This window comes from Actinosynnema sp. NPDC050436 (assembly GCF_040655415.1).
Classification (GTDB): Bacteria; Actinomycetota; Actinomycetes; order Mycobacteriales; family Pseudonocardiaceae; genus Actinosynnema.
In genome coordinates, this window is record NZ_JBFAJV010000002.1 from 614308 (window position 1) to 631145 (window position 16838).

Below are 16838 nucleotides of genomic sequence, written 5' to 3' on the forward strand. Positions count from 1 at the left end.
ACGTGTGGATGCAGGATCCGTCCGAGGTCGTCGGCGGCAGCCTGGTCGGGGACGCTTATCGGTCGATCGGTGTTTCCGCCACGCTGGGGCTGTGGGACGACGAGGAGTGGGTGCGGCGGCGGGACGCGGTGTACTCGACCGGGTGGGCGGCCTACGTTTCGCACGGCAAGGTCGATGCTGTGCTGGCCGATCCCGGGCGTGCGAAGCACTTCTGGGGTTACCTGGTGGCGGACGAGCCGGACATGCAGAAGTCGGCCGGCGGGCGGTTGCACCCCGAGTTCCAGCCGTCCGCTGTGCTGCGGGTTGCCGACGAGGTTCGGGCGAAGGACCCGACGCGGCCGACGGTCGTCAATTTCGGTGCGTGGATGGGCACTCCGTGGGGGCGCGAGCGGTACGGGCACGTCGAGAAGACGTACGAGGACGACATGCGCACGTACTGCGCGGCTGCCGACATCGCCTCCGCCGACCACTACGGGTGGACCGACCTCGACACCGGTTCGGTGGGGGCGTTCCGGTACGGGGAGGTCATCGACACCATGCGCCGGTGGTGCGGGACCGACAAGCCGGTGTTCGGGTTCGTGGAGACCGGGCACCCGTACGAGGACGGCGGGCTGATCACCCCGGACCAGGTGGAGGCGGCGGTCTGGAACTGCGTCCTGCACGGTGCCGACGGGATCAACTACTTCGCGCACAGCTTCTTCCCGGAAGGGCGGGGGGATTTCGCCAGTGCGATCAGCCGGTCGGACGTGGCGGCGCGGCTCAAGGCGGTCAACGCGCGGTTGCAGGCGTTCGCCCCGGTGTTGAACTCGCCGTCCGTGGGCGGGGTTCGGGGGGAGGGGGACGTGCCGATCGCCGTCCTGCACAAGGTCGTGGACGGGTGGCACTACGTGTTCGTCCAGGCCGATGGGGACGAGGCCCGGCCCGGCAGCGCGCGCACGAAGGTCACGGTGACCCTGCCGGTGCGGGGTGGTGTGGCCGAAGTGGTGGATGAGGGTCGCGGTGTCGCGGTGGTGGATGGGCGGCTTGTTGACGAGTTGTCGCCCTATGAGGTGCGCGTGTACCGGTTTCCGGCCGAGTGAAGAGTGCGTGGGGGTGTGGGGTGGCTAACGGTGCGGGGGTGGTTGGCGATGTGGTTGTGGCAGCAGGGTGTGGGTTGTCGTGATGTGGGTTGATGCGGAGGCACGGCTTGTTATCACGTCCGGTGAACGGGGTTGTGAACATCGTGGTCCGGCCGGCCGGGTCGCCGTACTTCGGGCCTGTCCGGTACGCCGCGCGCCTTCGGGTGTTGCGACGGGTGGCGGAAGGGGCGCGGCGGGTGTCGGGGCACACCGCTGCTCTGTCGGCTTGGCGGGGGATTTCGCTTCGTAGCCGGGAGCAGAGGTGAAGGGTGTGTGGGTGTTTCCGAGCTACGTCGGCTGAGCGAGTCGGCGGCCGGTGATGCGGATCATGGACCAGCGCACCATGGCCTCGTGGTGGTGGGGTAGGCGTTCGTAGTCGCGGACGCAGCGGCGGCGTCCGGTGATCCAGGCCAACTTCGTCCGACCACCCACCTCCTCGGCAGTACGGTGAAGTGCGGCACCTGCGGACGTTGGACGACCGTCCCGGCCGCGAGTGGCCCGGCCGACCGTGGTGGCCGCGCCCTCCGACTGCGAGTCCATCACCGCCGCCGCGGCGTGGCGGCCCTGCCCTCCACCGAGCGGACGCGGTCGCGCAACGCGTCGAGCAGCCGCTGCGACGCACCGGCCTCCTCCCAGGCTGCGAAACGCTTGTAGACCCTGAGCCAGGGCGGGAAGTCCTCGCAACCTCCACATGAAGATCGTCCGCCCAGCGGCTGCACCGAAACCGGTCCGCTCAGAAGTCGAGTTCGCGGCGCAGGGCCTTCTCCAGTTCGTGGCCGGCGGCGTCCCAGGAGCGGCTGGAGACGCTGGCCGAGGCTGCTTGGGCCACCTGGGCGAAGTCCCGGGTGGTGACCACATCGGACAGCGCCCGCGCCAGGTCGTGCGGGGTGGCGGGGGCGTAGCGGACGTGGTCGTTGTCCAGCACGACCCTGTTGTGCGGTGCGTCGTTGACCACCGGGAGGCAGCCTGCCGCCAGCATCTCGTGGGGGACCAGGGAGACGTTGGTCATCGACAGGGTCAGGCCCGCGTAGCACCTGTTGTAGATGTCGTTGAGCTGGTCCGGGGTCACCAGGCCGTGGTCGGTGTGGCGTGGGCCGATCGTGCCGATCTTCTCGCCGTAGGTGTGGATGTCGATCTCGGGGTGGCGTTCGGCGAAGATCTCCAGTGCCAGCAGGCCGATCTCGATGGCGCGGCGGGGTGCCAGGCGCCTGGCGTAGAAGACGACGCCGTCGCGCCGGGTGTTCTCCTTGAGGTGGTAGCGGTCGGCGTCGCAGCCGAAGTCGAACCAGTCCGCCGCCATCCCGGTGTCGTCGCGCAGCTTCTCGGCCAGGAAGCGGCCGGCGGTGAAGCCGTGAAAGCCCATCCGGTAGGTGTTCTCGGCCAGCGCCGACAGGCCGCCCACCGGGTAGAACCACGGCTCGTAGTCCTGCACCAGGTAGAATCTCTTGCCCGCGCACGGGTCGTTGAACGCCGGGTAGCACGTCATCCACGCGGTGGCGAACACGGCGTGGGCGTCGGCCATGCCCTTCGTGACGTCGAGCACTTCGCCCCGGAAGCCGGGGTACGCGCTCCTGATCGTCGGCACGTGGTCCTCCGCGCGGCTGCCGTACACGTCGTACAGGTACAACCGGCAGGTGTGGCCGAGGGACTCCAGGTGCTGGATGAGGCGGAACATGGTGGTGTGGCCACCGGAGCCCGGCGCGGGCGGGGTGCTGACCCAGTTGACGGTGAGCTTGCCGTCCTCGGGGACCGGCGGGACGACCAGGGGTGCGCGGTGGCCGATGTCGGCGTTGCGGACGTCCTCCAAGCGGACCGGGAAGACCTCCTCGTCCGCGCCCAGGCGCTTGGCGGCGTTGCGCAACGCGCGTGCGCCGAGCTGCCGCACGCCCTCCTCCTGGACGATCCGGGACACCTGGTGCGCCCTGCGCCGGAACACCTGGACTGGCTTCACGGCTGACCCCTTCGCAGCAGCCCGAGCGCCTCGTGGCGCAGGGGGAAGACGACGGCGGCATAGGCCACCAGCGACAGCGCGCCGCCGATGATCAAGCGCCACAACGAGTTCGGGACGAACCACTGCACGGTGAGCGCGACGGCCACCATCACGGCGCCGCCGAGCACGGGCCGCGACACGGCCGACGCCAGCGCCGCGAGCTTGACGCCGTAGGGGCGGAACGCGACCAGGTACGCCGGCACGATGAACACCAGCACGACGACGCTCTGCGCCAGCGCCACGCCCCGGATGCCGTCCAGGTGCGCGCCCAGCGCGAGCAGCGGCACCAGGGCGACCAGCCAGACGACGTGGATCACCAGGATGGCCCTCGAACGGCCGGCGCTGGCGAGGTAGTCGTAGCCCAGTTCCAGGGCCACGCGCATCGCGCCCAGCAGGACCAGGGCCGCCAGCGCGGCGGCGGTGGGCGCCCAGCGCTCGCCGTAGACGGTGCGCACGAGCGGGTCCGCCAGCGAGGCCAGCAGGACGCAGGCCGGGACGGTGAACAGCGCCAGCAGGCCCAGCGCCCGCGAGAACGTCCGCTGGAACAGGTCCGGGTCGTCGCGGACCTTCGAGAACGCGGCCAGCGACACGCTGCGCACGGGCTGGGAGAACGCGCCGACCGGCCAGTTCGCCAGGTTCGTGGCCAGCAGGTAGTACCCCAGCGGCACGGTGCCGAGCATACTGCCGACGATGATGCCGTCGACGTTGAGCACGCCGAAGACCAGCAGCGACGCGCCGGCCAGCGGCAGGCCGAAGCCGAGCAGCTCGCGGGCCCGCCGGCGGTCGAAGCCCGGCCGGTAGCGCTCCTTGGTGAAGGCGAACATCACCACGGCGGCGGTCAGGTTGGTGGCGATCCGCGACCAGGCGAGGCTCCACGCGCCGAAGCCCATCAGCGCCAGGACGATGACGACGGTGGTCCCCACGACGAACGCCGACGTGTCGGCGGCGAACTTGTGGTCCTGCCGGAACTCGCGCTGCAACAGGGCACCGGGCACGGCGGACACGCCCGCGACCACCAGGGCGACCGACATGAGCTGGATGACACCCGTGGCCTGCGGCGTGTCCATCGCGTCGGCGAACCACGGCGCCCCGAGCACGCAGATGCCGCACAGCAGGCACCCGGACAGGATCGACAGCGTGGTGACCGTGGGTGCCAGGTCGCCGACGGGCTCGTCCGTGCGGACCAGGGCGACGCTCACGCCCATCTCGCTCACGCTGAGCACGATGTTGAGCACGACGAGCGCGACGGCGAACACGCCGAACTGCTCGGGTGCGATGAGCCGGGCCAGCAGGACGCCGACGCCGACCTGGGAGACCCGCTGCAAGAGGCTGTTGACGGCGCTCCAGCGGATCGCCCTCGTGACCTTGCCCTCCAGGGTGGTCACTGGCCGCGCCACTTCCAGACCTGCTTGCCGATCACGCCGCGCCCGCGCTTGGCCAGGTGCGCGCCGACGAACACCTGCGTGCGGCTGCACAGCTTCGGGCCGACGGCCTTGCGCCGGGACAGCGCGCGGTACTCGGGCAGTCGCTCGGCGTGCGGGTAGACCTTGCGGGCGAACTCGACCAGTTCCTCGGTGGGGATCTCGTCGAGCTTGTCCCGGTCGTAGGCGCGGACCGCGCGCCACAGGGCGTCCTTGGCGATGGACCGGTTGGCGAGGTTCTTCAGCCTCGGCGGGAGGTCGGGGTGCTCGGCGAAGAAGCGGTCGAAGACGGCCTGCCGCTGCTCCAGGTCGGCGAACACCGACGAGAACTGGGTGCGGAACATGCTCTGCTGGTGGACCCGGTAGTAGGCGGCGGGCTTGCCGCGCACGTAGCCGATGTCGGAGACCGCCGCGATGCGCATCCACATCTCGAGGTCGCCCGCGTGCGGCAGGTCCGGCCGGTAGCCGCCGACCTGCTGCTGGACCGACGTGCGCACCACGGCCTCGGGCGAGGACAGCACGTTCTGGCCGGTGCGGCAGCGGTTCTCGATCCAGTCCACACCGGACCAGACGGTGCGGCCGGCGGGCGGGGTCACGATCGAGGGCAGGTCGTCGTGGTCGGAGTAGTACACGACCCGGCCGTACACCATGCCGACGTTCGGGTGCGCCTGGAACACCTCGGCCGCGCGGGCGAGCGCGCCCGGGGCCAACAGGTCGTCAGCGGACAGCAGCACGGTGTAGTCGGCCTTCGCCCACTCCAGCAGGCCCTCGTTGTAGGTGGCGATGTGGCCCTGGTTGACTTCGTGGCGGCGGCCCTCGACCCGGGGGTCCTCGGTCAGCTCCGCCATGACCTCGGGCGTGTCGTCGGTCGACGTGTCGTCGATGATGAGCACGCGCACGTCCACGCCGGGCTGGTCGAGCACGCTGCGCACACATGCTCTCAGGAACCGCGCGTAGTTGTAGCAAGGTATGACGACGTCGACCGTGGGACGTGTCCGGGCTTGAGTCACGTCCTATGACATCGGTACCGGCGTCGGATCGTTAACCGGGGGCGTCGGCTGCTCCCGGCGGATAACGGTGGGCGGGGTTTCCCGATGTACCGGGCAACGGGAAGGGGTCGTGATGGACCACGTCATTCTGACGCGCTTCAACCTGCCGTCCGTGGGTGCGGAGAGCATCGTGCGGGCGCGGGAGGGGTGGTTGACCGAGCGCGTCGGGCTGTTCGAGCGGTACTGCCTGCCGTCGGTGCGCGCGCAGACGTCCGCCAACTTCAAGTGGATCATCTACTTCGACCCGGAGAGCCCGCAGTGGCTCAAGGACCGCATCGGCGAGCACGGCGACGCGTACACCCCGCTGTTCCGCGAGCAGGTCGGCCGGGAGGACCTCGTCGGTGACCTGGGCGCGCTGTTCCCGGTCAAGGGCGACGGGCTGATCACCACCAACCTGGACAACGACGACGGCGTGGCGGCGGACTTCGTCCAGCGCCTCCAGGACGAGCCGCCGACCGGTCGCCGCACCGCCCTCTACCTGGCGAACGGCCTGGTCAAGAGCCCGGAGGGACTGTTCGCGCACCACGACCGGGACAACGCGTTCGCGTCCGTGCGGGAGGGGTGGGAGGCCCCGATCACCTGCTGGGCCGACTGGCACAACCGGCTCGACCGGCACGCCGAGGTCGTCTCGCTGGGCGGTGCGCCGGGATGGCTCCAGGTCGTGCACGGCGGCAACGTCAGCAACCGGACCCGGGGCCGGCTGGTCTCGCCCGCCCCCTACCGCGCGCTGTTCGGCGACGCGCTGGACGACCTGCCGGAGCCGGACGGCCGCGTGCTGGCCCGCGACCGGTTCGTCGGGCACCCGGTGCGGGTCGCCCGCGACGGGGCCCGGTACCTCGCCAAGACCGCCGCCATGAAGGTGCTCGGACCGGACGGGTTCGAGAAGGCCAAGCAGGTCCTCGCCGCGCGCGGCCGGGTCAAGTCGTCGAGCTGAACAGGACGTCGAACCGATGGCTCGTGCCCGACTGGGGCTGCTCGCGGCTGTGGCGCTTCTCACGGCCGGCTGCACGGCGGAGACCGGACCGCAGTCGTCCCCCGGCGCGTCGACGGGGTCGACCGCACCGGTGGTCGACTACTACAAGAAGTGGGCGAACGGTCCCAACCCGACCGGCGACCCGGCGCTGTTCCCGATCAACGTCTGGATGCAGGACCCGTCCTCGGTGGAGAACGGCGCGAAGATCGGCCGGACCTACCAGGAGATCGGCGTGGAGTTCGGCCTCGGCCTCTGGGAGGACGAGTGGTGGTACCTCCGCAAGGAGGGGCTGCTGGAGACCGGCTGGCGGGTCTACCCCGACCCCAAGCGGGTGGACGAGGTCCTCGCGGACACCGCGCACGCGCGCAACTACGTGGGGTACCTGATCGCCGACGAACCCGACATGAACAAGGTGTACGGGGACGTGTTCCACCCCGACATGCAGCCGTCGGCGATCCTGGCGAAGGCCGACGCGGTCCGGGCGAAGGACCCCTCCCGGCCGACCTACCTGAACTTCGGGGTGTGGATGGGCACGCCCGGCGGCGGCGTCGGGTACGGCCACATCGAGAAGACCTACGAAGAGGACATGCGCACGTACTGCGCGGCGGCCGACATCGCCTCTGCGGACTACTACGGGTGGACGCATCCGGACCGGGGCGACCGGGTGGGCGCGTTCAGCTACGGCGAGGTCATCGACACCATGCGCAAGTGGTGCGGTCCGGACAAGCCGCTGTACGGGTTCGTGGAGACCGGGCACCCGCACACGCACGGCGAGATCATCACGCCCGACCAGGTGGAGTCGGCGGTGTGGAACACGATCCTGCACGGCGCGACGGGCATCAACTACTTCGCCCACAGCTTCTACACCGAGGGCAAGGGCGAGTACTCCAGCGTGCTGACCCGGCCGGAGATCACCGCGAAGGTCAAGGAGGTCAACGCCCGGCTGAAGTCGCTCGCGCCGGTCCTCAACGCGGCGAACCGGCCCGGTGTGACGGCGAAGAGCGACAACGGGGTGCCGGTTTCAGTGCTGCACAAGGAGGCGGAGGGCGCCCGCTGGGTGCTCGCGCAGACCGACGGCAGCACTTCGCTTCCCCGAAGCGGGTCGGCGCGGGTGGAGATCACCGTCCCGGTCGACTCCGGCACGGCGACGGTGGTCGACGAGAACCGTTCGGTGCCCATCGAGAACGGGAAGATCGTGGACGACTTCGGGGCGTACCAGGTGCACGTGTACCGGTTCTGAGGGGCGTTCGGGGGTTGTTCTGAGGTTGTTTCGGGGGTGGTGGGTGTGTCGGGGGGAGTGTGGGTGGGGGAGCGCGGCTAACGGGTGGTGGGTTTCCTGCGATTGGGGCAGTGCGGGGGGACCGAGTCGACGTGGAGGTCGCCTGATGCCCGTGAACCGACGCAGGGTGTTCCGCCGAACGGCCGCGCTTGGCGGCGCGGCTGCGCTGGGCGCGGCGTTGTTGCTCGCCCCCGCCGGGTCGGCGGTCGCTGCGCCCGTTCGGGTGCTCGGCTATGTCGCCAACAACGGCGGCGGGGTGTCCGTGCTCGACACGGCGACCGATTCCGTCACCAGCGCGCTGTCGGACTCGCAGGGCGGCTCCCCGTACGGCGTGGGCGTCGCGTTCGACGGCGCGCGCGGGTACGTGACCAACGTCCGCGACAACACGCTGACGGTGATCGACACGCCCACCAACACGGTGGACGCGGCGGTGCCGGTCGGGGACGGTCCGGCAGGGGTGGTGGTGTCGCCCAGCGGTGGCCACGTGTACGTCTCGAACTACCGCGCGGGCACGGTGTCCGTGGTGGACGCGGCGACGTCGACCACCACCGAGACCATCCCGGTGGGCCCGAACGCGGACGGTGTCGCGCTGACCCCGGACGGGTCCCGGCTCTACGTCGCGCACGACGTGGTCGGCCCCGGCACGGTGTCCGTGGTCGACACCGCGACCAACACCGAGGTCGCCGAGATCCCCACCGGCAACACGCCGACTGCTGTGGCGGTCACACCGGACGGCGCGAAGCTGCTGGTGGTTAACAAGTTCTCGAACAACGTCGCCGTGGTCTCGGTCGCCACGAACGCGGTGATCGGCACCATCCCGGTCGGCTTCATCCCGCACGGCGTCGCGGTCTCACCGGACGGCGGCCGGGCGTTCGTGACGAACAGCGAAGGGCACACGCTGTCCGTGCTGGACGTCCCGGGCCTGGCCCCGGTCGCCGCGATCCCGGTGGGCAACCGGCCGATCGGCGTCGCGCTCACGCCGGACGGCGGCAGGGCTTACGTGACGAACTTCGGCAGCAACACGGTGTCGGTGGTGGACACCGCGACGTTGGCCGTGGTGAACACGGTCGCGGTCGGCACCAACCCGGTCGGGGTGGCGATCCACGCCGTGCCGCCGGCGCCGACGAAGTTGGTGGCGGGCCGCGCGACGCTGCAACCGCGGTTGCTCGGGTTCACCGTGCGGGGCATGAGCGCGACGCTGACCGAGTCGCACACCGGGAGGCCGGTGGTGGGCGTGGCGGTCGCGTTCCGGACGGTGAAGGGCCATCCGTTGTGCACGGCGGTCACCAACTCTGCGGGGCGGGCTTCGTGCTCTGCCGATGTGCCGTTGTTGGTGGGCGTGGCTACGTTGCTCCAGGGATTCACGGCTGCCCATCCCGGGGATGGTGCGCATGGGGCGTCGCGTGCGCATGGGTGGATCGGGTTGTTGTAGGGGTGCAGGGCCGGGTGCGGGAAGGCGGGGGAGAGTGAAAAGCGTCCTCGCCGGACGGGCGAGCCGCCAAGGATGACGGAAGTGCGGGTCGTCGTGTCATCCCCGTGTGGCCCGGTCGGAGACAACCACCCTTGAGTGGGTAGTGCAAGCGAAGGGCGTGCTTGCACTACTTACTCAAGCGCGGTTCGCTGGCGCGCGGGCCACACGGGGATGACACGACTTGGTGGGTGAAGTGTGTTCGGGCGAGTGCGGGTGGGTTTGGGGTGTGGGTGGCTACGGGCAGGGGTCTAGTTGGTTGGGGTTCGGGCGGTAGCCTTCTGAGGAGAGGTCGCCGAAGTTCGCGCGGAAGAACTGGTCCCAGGCTCCGTTGATGATGAAGTCCTTGATGCCCTGGGTGATCTGCTCGCACAGTGCGCGGTCGCCCTTGGGGAGTCCCACTCCGTAGCGCTCCTTCGCGCCGAAGGCCCACTTCGCCACCTTCAGGCGGGGGTCCTGGCTGGCGAAGCCCCTCAGGATGATCTGGTCGGTCGACGCGGCGTCGACCTCCTTGCGCAGCAAGCGGTCCACGCACTGGCGGGTGCCGACTTCGCTGGTCGTGGTCACCTTGTTCTTCAGGGCGCCGGTGGTGAGCTGGTTGTAGGAGGTGCTGCCTGCCTGGCTGCACACGGTCTTCCCGGTCAGGTCCTCCATCGAGGTGACCTCGAAACCCTCGCCGTCGCGGACCAGGAAACCCTGTTGCGAGACCAGGTACGGGCCGGCGAAGCCGATCTTCCCGCGCCTCTCGTCGGTCATCGAGAACGTGTGCACGACGAGCTGCACGCGGCCCAGTGCCAGGGCGTTGACGCGGTCGGCGATCAGCACGTCCACCTCGACCGGCACGAACCTCGGCTCGGTGTTGTTGCCCAGCCAGCGGTAGAGGTCGACGTCGAAGCCGCGTCGGTCGTGGGTGTCCGGGTTGAGCAGGCCCAGGCCCGGGATGTCGGTGCCGACGCCCACGTTCACCGAGGGCAGCAGGGTGCTCTGGCTGCTGGAGGTGGGGCGTCGGTCGGGACCCGGGCCCTGGCACGCGGCCAGCGCGATGGCCGCGGTGAGCACGGCGGTGATGCGGCGGCGGGACATCCGGGGTCCTCCTCAGTTGTAGAGCACGGCCTCGGTGACGCCGAGGTCCACCACGCAGGACGGGTCGGGCACGGACAGCGCGAGCAGCACCCGCGCCTCGCGGTTGGTGTCGTCGAGGTCCAGGCGGATCTCCCGGCCCGGGAACTGCTCCTCGCGGGGCGGGTCCTTGCGGCCGTCGCGGACCAGCGTCACGGTCAGGCGCGCGGAGCCGACGCAGTCGCCCACCGGCTCGTGGTTGACCAGCGACGGCACGAAGTACAGGTAGCGGCGCTCGGGTGGGCGGCCGGGCACCGGGAAGGACGCCTGCTCGCCGTCCTTCATCCGGGCGCCGTTGGAGATGTCGACCAGGTCGGTCACCGGCACGTCGGGTTTCACCACGACGAACCAGAAGAACGCGCCGCCGAGTGCGCCGATCACCGCGCCGAGGGCGGCGAACGCCCAGCGGGGCAGTGGTTTGCGCTGCCGCTCCGCCTTCTTGCGGGCGGTGGAGTGCTGGAGGCCGAACACCGTCACCACCAGCGACGTGGTGCCGACCAGCAACGACACCGCGTCGGCGATGCCCTGGCCCTTGTTGCCCAGCAGCAGCAGCCAGACCACGAAGCACGAGACACCCAGCAGCAGCGGCACTGCCCACAGCAGTTGCACTGCCCACCACGGACGTTTCAAGGGCCGCTCCGGATCGCTCCGTTGTTGGGCGACACGATAACGGTTCAGCGCGGTCGGTTCAGCGACATTCGCCAAGCCAGCACGACGCAGAGCGCCAATGCGCCGATCGCGGCGTACACGGCGGTGCCGAACGCGACGTACTGGAGCAGGAATCCGAATCCGACCGATGACACCAATCGGGTGAGGGCCTGACCCGTCTGGACTACGGAAAGGCCCGAAGCCCGCAAAGATTCGGGGACGAGGGTGCTCACCCGGGCGGAAAGTACGCCATCCGTGCACGAATAGAAGAGGCCGTGCAGCAGGAGTGCGACGCCGACGCCGAAGTAGCCCGTGCCCGGCGCGAGCAGCAGCACGTACACCGCGAGCAGCAGCACGTGGCCGCCGAGGAAGACCTGCCAGCGGCCGATCCGGTCCGCGAGCCGCCCGACCGGGCCGGCCGCGACGAGGAACACCAGCGCGGTGCCCAGCGGCATCAGCGGCAGCGCCGCCAGCGACACGTCGGTCGCCTTCTGCACCAGGATGAACACGAACGCGTCGGACAGCGTGGCCAGGCCGAGCACCGCCGCCGCGATCGTCACCCGCCGGTACTCGGTGTCCTTGAGCAGCGCCAACCCGGCCTTGATCGACGGCTTGGGCCCGGTCTTGGCCTCGGCCCGGTTCTCCCGCACGAACGCGATCAGCACGATCAGCCCGACCAGCGCGAAGCACGCGCTCACCACGAACACCGGGCCGGCCACGATGCCGATGTTGGCCAGCAGCAGGAACGTCACCAGCGGCCCGAGCAGCGCGCCGACCGTGTCCATGCTGCGGTGCACGCCGAACGCCGCGCCCAGCCGGTCCGGCGGCGTGGCCAGCGAGATCAGCGCGTCCCGGGGCGCGGTGCGCAGCCCCTTGCCCGCGCGGTCGGCGGCCATCGTCGCGCCGATGCCGAACGCGTTCGCGCCGACGGCCGGGAAGGCGAACTTGGTGATCGCGGACAGCCCGTAACCGACGGCGGCCACCGCCTTGTGCCGGTGCGTCCGGTCGGAGAGGTGGCCGCCCACCAGTCGGAGCACCGCCGTCGCGCCGGTGTAGAGCCCGTCGAGGATGCCGAACTGCGCGTAGCCCATTTGAAGGGTGAACAGCAGGTAGACCGGCATGAAGGCGGTCACCATCTCGGCCGAGACGTCCGTGAGCAGGCTCACCGTGCCGAGCGCTATGACGGTGCCGGGCACCTTGCCCTTGACCCGTTCGGACGGCCTGCTGGACGCGACGTACATGACTTCGATATCGGTCACCGGCGGTAGTCGTTACGGCAGGTGGACGTGGCGTTGTCGATCACACCGCGCACCGGGTAACGGGGACCACCCGGAACCCGATGACGCGGGTATGCCGCAGATCCCTCCGCCCGTGGTCCGGGTGGGTGCCGTCGACGTGTGGTCCGTCACCGAGGTCGGCGTCGCCGAGCACGTCGCGCGGGCGTGGGAGCGCGGCGAGGGCGGCGCGATCGTCACCGCGAACGTGGACATCGTCCGGGCCGCGACCCGCTCGCCGGACCTGGCCGCGCTGGTCGCCCGCTCCGAGGTGGTGGTCGCCGACGGGATGCCCGTGGTGTGGGCGGGCCGGCTGGCGGGCGTCGCCGTCCCGGAGCGCGTGACCGGCTCGTCGCTGGTGTTCACGCTGTCGGCCGCCGCCGCGCGCGCGGGCCGCTCGGTCTACCTGCTCGGCGGCAACCCGGGCGTCCCGGAGAAGGCCGCCGGCGTGCTCGTCGGGCAGAACCCCGGTCTGCGGGTGGCGGGCACGGACTCGCCCGCGTTCGGGTTCGACGCCGACCCCGCCGCGACCGCCGAGGCGGTGGCCCGGGTGGTGGAGGCCAAACCGGACCTGGTGCTGGTCGGCCTCGGTTTCCCCAAGCAGGAGCGGCTGATCGCGCTGCTGCGCGCGGAGCTGCCCGAGGCGTGGTTCGTCGGCTGCGGTGCCGGCATCCCGATGGCGGCGGGGGAGTTCCGCCGCGCGTCCGGCGTGGTGCAGAAGATGGGCGCCGAGTGGCTGCACCGGCTCGCCCTCGAACCACGCCGGCTGGCCAAGCGCTACCTGCGCGACGACCTGCCCTTCGCGTTCCGCCTGCTGTTCTCCGCGCTCCGCACCCGCTTCACCCGGGAGAAGTGACCGTGCCGCTCGCCGTGGTCATCGTGACCTACCACAGCGCCGACGTCGTCCAGGAGTGCCTGGAGTCGGTCGCCGTCGCCCTCAAGTCCATTCCGGACGCACGGGTGGTCGTCGTGGACAACGCGTCCACCGACGACACCCTGGACGTCGTGGCCCGCACCGCGCCGGACGCGCAGATCGTGGCCAGGACCGCCAACGACGGGTTCGCGGCCGGGGTGAACGCGGGGTTCGCCGCCGCGCCCGACTGCGACGTCCTCGTGCTCAACCCGGACATCCGGCTCGAACCGGACGCGATCGGGCCGCTGCTCGACGCGCTCGTCCAGCCCGGCGTCGGCATCGCCGCGCCCCGGCTGCTCAACGCGGACGGCACGCAGCAGTTCTCGCTGCGCCGCGCGCCCACCCCGCTGCGCGCCCTGGGCGAGGCCCTGCTCGGCGGCCCGCGCGCCGGCCGGGTCGCGCCGCTGGGCGAAGTCGTCGTGGACCAGCGCGCCTACGGGAGCACCGGCCGCGCGGACTGGGTGACCGGTGCCGCCTGGCTGATCTCCCGGCGGTGCCGGGAGATCACCGGCACGCTGGAGGAGCGGTACTTCCTCTACTCCGAGGAGACCGAGTACATGCTGCGCGCCGGCCGGCGCGGGTTCGGCATCCGCTACGAGCCGCGCTCGCGGGCCGTCCACCTGGGTGGCGAGCAGTCCACCTCACCCGTCCTGTGGTCCATGGCCACCACCAACCGCGTGCGGATGGTCCGGGAGCGCCACGGCCGCCTCGCCGCGTTCGCGATGTGGTGGGCCGTGCTGCTCAACGAACTGCTGCGCGCGCCGCGCGGACCCAAGCACCGCAAGGCCCTCGGCGACCTGCTGCGGTGGCGGCGCTGGCCCGCGCGACCGGGCGGTGACCACGGCTGGATCTGCTTCTCCGCCCAGGACTGGTGGTACCACAACCGGGCGCACTCGGACTTCCAGCTCATGAGGTCGGTCGCCGCGCACCGCAGGGTGCTGGTGGTCAACAGCATCGGGATGCGGATGCCCACCCCCGGCAACAGCACGCACGTGGCGCGGCGCATCCTGCGCAAGCTCCGCAGCGTGGCCAAGTTCGTCCGCAAGCCGCTGCCGAACTTCTACGTGATGTCGCCGCTGCCGCTGCCCTTCTACGGCTCGCCGTTCCTGCGCAAGGTCAACGCCGTCCTGGTGCGCGCGCAGGTCAGGCTCGTCGCCACCGCGCTGCGGATGCGCACCCCCGTGATCATGGTCACCATCCCGACCGCGTGGGACGTCGTCGCGCCGATGCGCAAGCACAGCCTCGTGTTCAACCGCTCGGACCGGCACTCGGACTTCCCGGAGGCCGACCGCGCGTCCATCGAGGCCCTGGAGCACGAGCTGCTCGCGCACGCCGACCACGTCGTCTACGTCAGCCACGCGCTGATGGACGAGGAGCGCCCGCGCACCGGCGACCGGGCCCACTTCCTGGACCACGGCGTGGACGTCGACCACTTCACCGCCCGCCCGGAGTTCGAGTGGCCGGACGACATCCGCGCGGTCGACGGCCCGAGGATCGGGTTCTTCGGCGCGCTGGACGACTTCGTGGTCGACTTCGACCTGCTGGAACGGCTCGCCGCCGAGCTGCCCTCGGCGTCCCTGGTGCTCATCGGCGACGCCACCCACCCGATGGGGCGCTTCGACGAGTATCCCAACGTGCACTGGCTGGGCTTCCGCCCCTACGACTCCATCCCCGCCTACGGCTCGGCGTTCGACGTGGCCATCATGCCGTGGCAGGACAACAACTGGATCAAGCACTCCAACCCGATCAAGCTCAAGGAGTACCTGGCCCTGGGCCTGCCGGTGGTCAGCACGGACTTCGCCGAGCTGGCGACCTACACCGACCGGGTGCGCGCGACCACCGGCCACGCCGAGTTCGTGGACGCGGTGCGGCGCACCCTGTCCGAGGGAGGGCTGCGCCCGGCGTCCGCGCTGCGTGCCTCGGTGACCCGGTTCTCGTGGCACTCCCGGGCGGCCGAACTGGTCGCCTTGGCCGAAGGGTGACCGAGTAGAACTACCCGTCTTCCCGACGTCGGCTGCCGACGCCTCTAGTGTGGGTGTCGTGCAACCTCTCCCTCCTAACGCCCCACCGCGGATCGGCGACTTCACGTTGCTCGCCGCCCTGGGTCGCGGGGCGATGGGTTCGGTGTACCTCGCCCGGTCACCCGGCGGCCGTCCGGTCGCGGTCAAGGTCGCGCGGGCCGAGCTCGCCGACAACCCGCAGTTCCGCGAGCGGTTCCGCCGGGAAGTCGAGATGGCCCGGTCCGTCGGCGGGTTCTGGACGGCCACCGTGGTCGGCGCGGACCCGGACGCCGACCGGCCGTGGATGGCCACCGAGTACGTGCCCGGTCCGACCCTCCAGCAGGCCGTGCAGGACTTCGGGCCGCTGCCCGAGCGGGCCGTGCGGCGGCTCGCCGGCGGGCTGGCCGAGGCGCTGGCCGCGATCCACGGCGCGGGCCTGGTCCACCGCGACCTCAAGCCGTCCAACGTGCTGCTGGCCAACGACGGCCCCCGGGTCATCGACTTCGGCATCGCGCGGGCGCTGGAGCACTCGGCGCTGACCGAGGCCGGGATCGTGTTCGGCACCCCCGGCTACCTCTCGCCCGAACAGGTCGTCGGGTCGGCGATCGGCCCGCACAGCGACGTCTTCGCCCTCGGCTCGGTGCTGGTGTTCGCCGCGACCGGGGCCGGCCCGTTCGGCGAGGGCGCGACGTCCGCCCTGGTCTACCGGGTCGTGCACCAGGAGCCGGACCTGACCCGCGTGCCGCCCGGCCTGGTGCCGCTGATCGTGCCGTGCCTGGTCCGCGACCCGGCGAACCGGCCGACCCCGGCCCGGCTGCTGGAGCTGATCGGGCCGCCGTCCACGGAGCCGTCGTGGCTGCCCGCCCAGGTCCGCACGCTGGTCGAGCAGCGGCACACCGAGCTGCGGGAGCTGCCCGCCAAGCCGCCCACCCGGCTGCTCGCCGAGGAGCGCAAGCCGCCGACCAGGCTGCTCGTGGAGGACCCGCCGCCGGCACCCGCGCCGTCCGCCGCCCCGGTCCGGGTGGCGCCCGGCGGACCGATCCGGCCCTACACGCCGCCGCTGCCCAAGAGCGGTGCGCGGTTCCGCACGTCACGGGTCGTCGGGCTGGGGTGGATGGCCGCGCACGGGTCCGCCGCCGCCCTGTGCGGCCTGATCGCGGACCGGTCGTCCCAGGCGGCGGCCGGCGTCCGGGTGGCCGCCGGCATCGCGTTCGTGGTGTTCCTTCTCCTGGCGGTCCGGCTGCTGGTCGACGCGCTGCGCCGGCCGCTGGCCGTCGAGATCGGACCGGACGGGCTGACCCTGTCCAGCGGCGAGGAGAAGCGCCGGCTGCCGTGGTACGCGATCTCCCGGGTCAAGGTCGACGGCCAGGGCGCGCGGCCGTGGGTGACGGTGTGGCTGGTCGGTGCGGCGAAGGTGCCGGAGACGTTGGGGCGCGGCAGCTTCCAGACCCACAAGGGCGGGGTGCGGGTCTACCCGGTCTCGCACGAGCGCTACCGCAAGCGGCGTGAGCGGGACGTGGCCGAGGTGCGGTCCGCCCTGGCCTGGTACGCCCCCACCGCCTACGACCCCAAGTAGCGCGGCCGGG

13 protein-coding genes are annotated in these 16838 nt (G+C 71.2%); 7 read left to right on the top strand and 6 right to left on the bottom strand.

The window, feature by feature from the left end; all coding sequences use genetic code 11:
* Positions 1-8: 8 nt before the first annotated feature.
* Positions 9-1079, top strand: a complete 1071-nt coding sequence (locus tag AB0I60_RS06955; RefSeq protein ID WP_360726375.1) for a hypothetical protein — start codon at positions 9-11, stop codon at positions 1077-1079.
* A 772-nt stretch (positions 1080-1851) separates the two neighbouring features.
* On the opposite strand, the gene AB0I60_RS06960 is transcribed toward AB0I60_RS06955, so the two are convergent.
* Genes AB0I60_RS06960 through AB0I60_RS06970 form a run of 3 tightly spaced genes read right to left on the bottom strand, consistent with a single transcriptional unit; the run spans position 1852 to position 5539 of the window.
* The gene (locus AB0I60_RS06960) at positions 1852-3069 is read right to left on the bottom strand and encodes a glycosyltransferase family 1 protein (protein ID WP_360726377.1); all 1218 of its coding nucleotides are present in this window, start codon (positions 3067-3069) and stop codon (positions 1852-1854) included.
* Complete coding sequence (locus tag AB0I60_RS06965) at positions 3066-4493, bottom strand: lipopolysaccharide biosynthesis protein (RefSeq protein WP_360726378.1); 1428 nt, start codon at positions 4491-4493, stop codon at positions 3066-3068. The genes AB0I60_RS06960 and AB0I60_RS06965 overlap by 4 nt, the downstream gene beginning before the upstream one ends.
* Complete coding sequence (locus tag AB0I60_RS06970) at positions 4490-5539, bottom strand: glycosyltransferase (RefSeq protein WP_360726380.1); 1050 nt, start codon at positions 5537-5539, stop codon at positions 4490-4492. Before AB0I60_RS06970 ends, AB0I60_RS06965 begins: the two co-directional genes overlap by 4 nt.
* Before the next feature lie 112 nt (positions 5540-5651).
* Here AB0I60_RS06970 and AB0I60_RS06975 point away from each other — a divergent pair, with 112 nt between their 5' ends.
* The 3 genes from AB0I60_RS06975 to AB0I60_RS06985 all read left to right on the top strand — a co-directional run bounded on the left by AB0I60_RS06975 (position 5652) and on the right by AB0I60_RS06985 (position 9262).
* On the top strand, positions 5652-6512 hold the full coding sequence (locus AB0I60_RS06975; RefSeq protein ID WP_360726382.1) for a glycosyltransferase: 861 nt from the start codon (positions 5652-5654) through the stop codon (positions 6510-6512).
* Positions 6513-6528: 16 nt separating this feature from the next.
* Positions 6529-7791, top strand: a complete 1263-nt coding sequence (locus AB0I60_RS06980) for a hypothetical protein (RefSeq protein WP_360726383.1) — start codon at positions 6529-6531, stop codon at positions 7789-7791.
* A gap of 145 nt (positions 7792-7936) precedes the next feature.
* Positions 7937-9262: a YncE family protein gene (locus AB0I60_RS06985; RefSeq protein WP_360726385.1), complete on the top strand. Its 1326-nt coding sequence runs from the start codon at positions 7937-7939 to the stop codon at positions 9260-9262.
* Positions 9263-9535: 273 nt separating this feature from the next.
* Here AB0I60_RS06985 and AB0I60_RS06990 read toward each other — a convergent pair whose 3' ends face one another.
* The 3 genes from AB0I60_RS06990 to AB0I60_RS07000 form a co-directional block, all read right to left on the bottom strand.
* Positions 9536-10381, bottom strand: coding sequence for a transporter substrate-binding domain-containing protein (locus tag AB0I60_RS06990; protein WP_360726387.1), 846 nt, complete (start codon positions 10379-10381; stop codon positions 9536-9538).
* Between the two features lie 12 nt (positions 10382-10393).
* Positions 10394-11026 carry a hypothetical protein gene (locus tag AB0I60_RS06995; RefSeq protein WP_360726389.1) on the bottom strand — a complete coding sequence of 211 codons (633 nt, stop codon included), beginning with the start codon at positions 11024-11026 and terminating at the stop codon, positions 10394-10396.
* Positions 11027-11091: 65 nt separating this feature from the next.
* Positions 11092-12324 (bottom strand): MFS transporter, encoded by a 1233-nt coding sequence (locus tag AB0I60_RS07000; protein WP_360726390.1) that lies wholly within the window; start codon positions 12322-12324, stop codon positions 11092-11094.
* A 91-nt stretch (positions 12325-12415) separates the two neighbouring features.
* Here AB0I60_RS07000 and AB0I60_RS07005 point away from each other — a divergent pair, with 91 nt between their 5' ends.
* The 3 genes from AB0I60_RS07005 to AB0I60_RS07015 are packed head-to-tail and all read left to right on the top strand — an operon-like array spanning position 12416 to position 16828.
* The gene (locus tag AB0I60_RS07005) at positions 12416-13195 is read left to right on the top strand and encodes a WecB/TagA/CpsF family glycosyltransferase (protein WP_360726391.1); all 780 of its coding nucleotides are present in this window, start codon (positions 12416-12418) and stop codon (positions 13193-13195) included.
* Positions 13196-13197: 2 nt separating this feature from the next.
* Positions 13198-15234 carry a glycosyltransferase gene (locus AB0I60_RS07010; RefSeq protein WP_360726393.1) on the top strand — a complete coding sequence of 679 codons (2037 nt, stop codon included), beginning with the start codon at positions 13198-13200 and terminating at the stop codon, positions 15232-15234.
* A gap of 58 nt (positions 15235-15292) precedes the next feature.
* On the top strand, positions 15293-16828 hold the full coding sequence (locus AB0I60_RS07015; RefSeq protein ID WP_360726395.1) for a serine/threonine-protein kinase: 1536 nt from the start codon (positions 15293-15295) through the stop codon (positions 16826-16828).
* Positions 16829-16838: the final 10 nt, after the last annotated feature.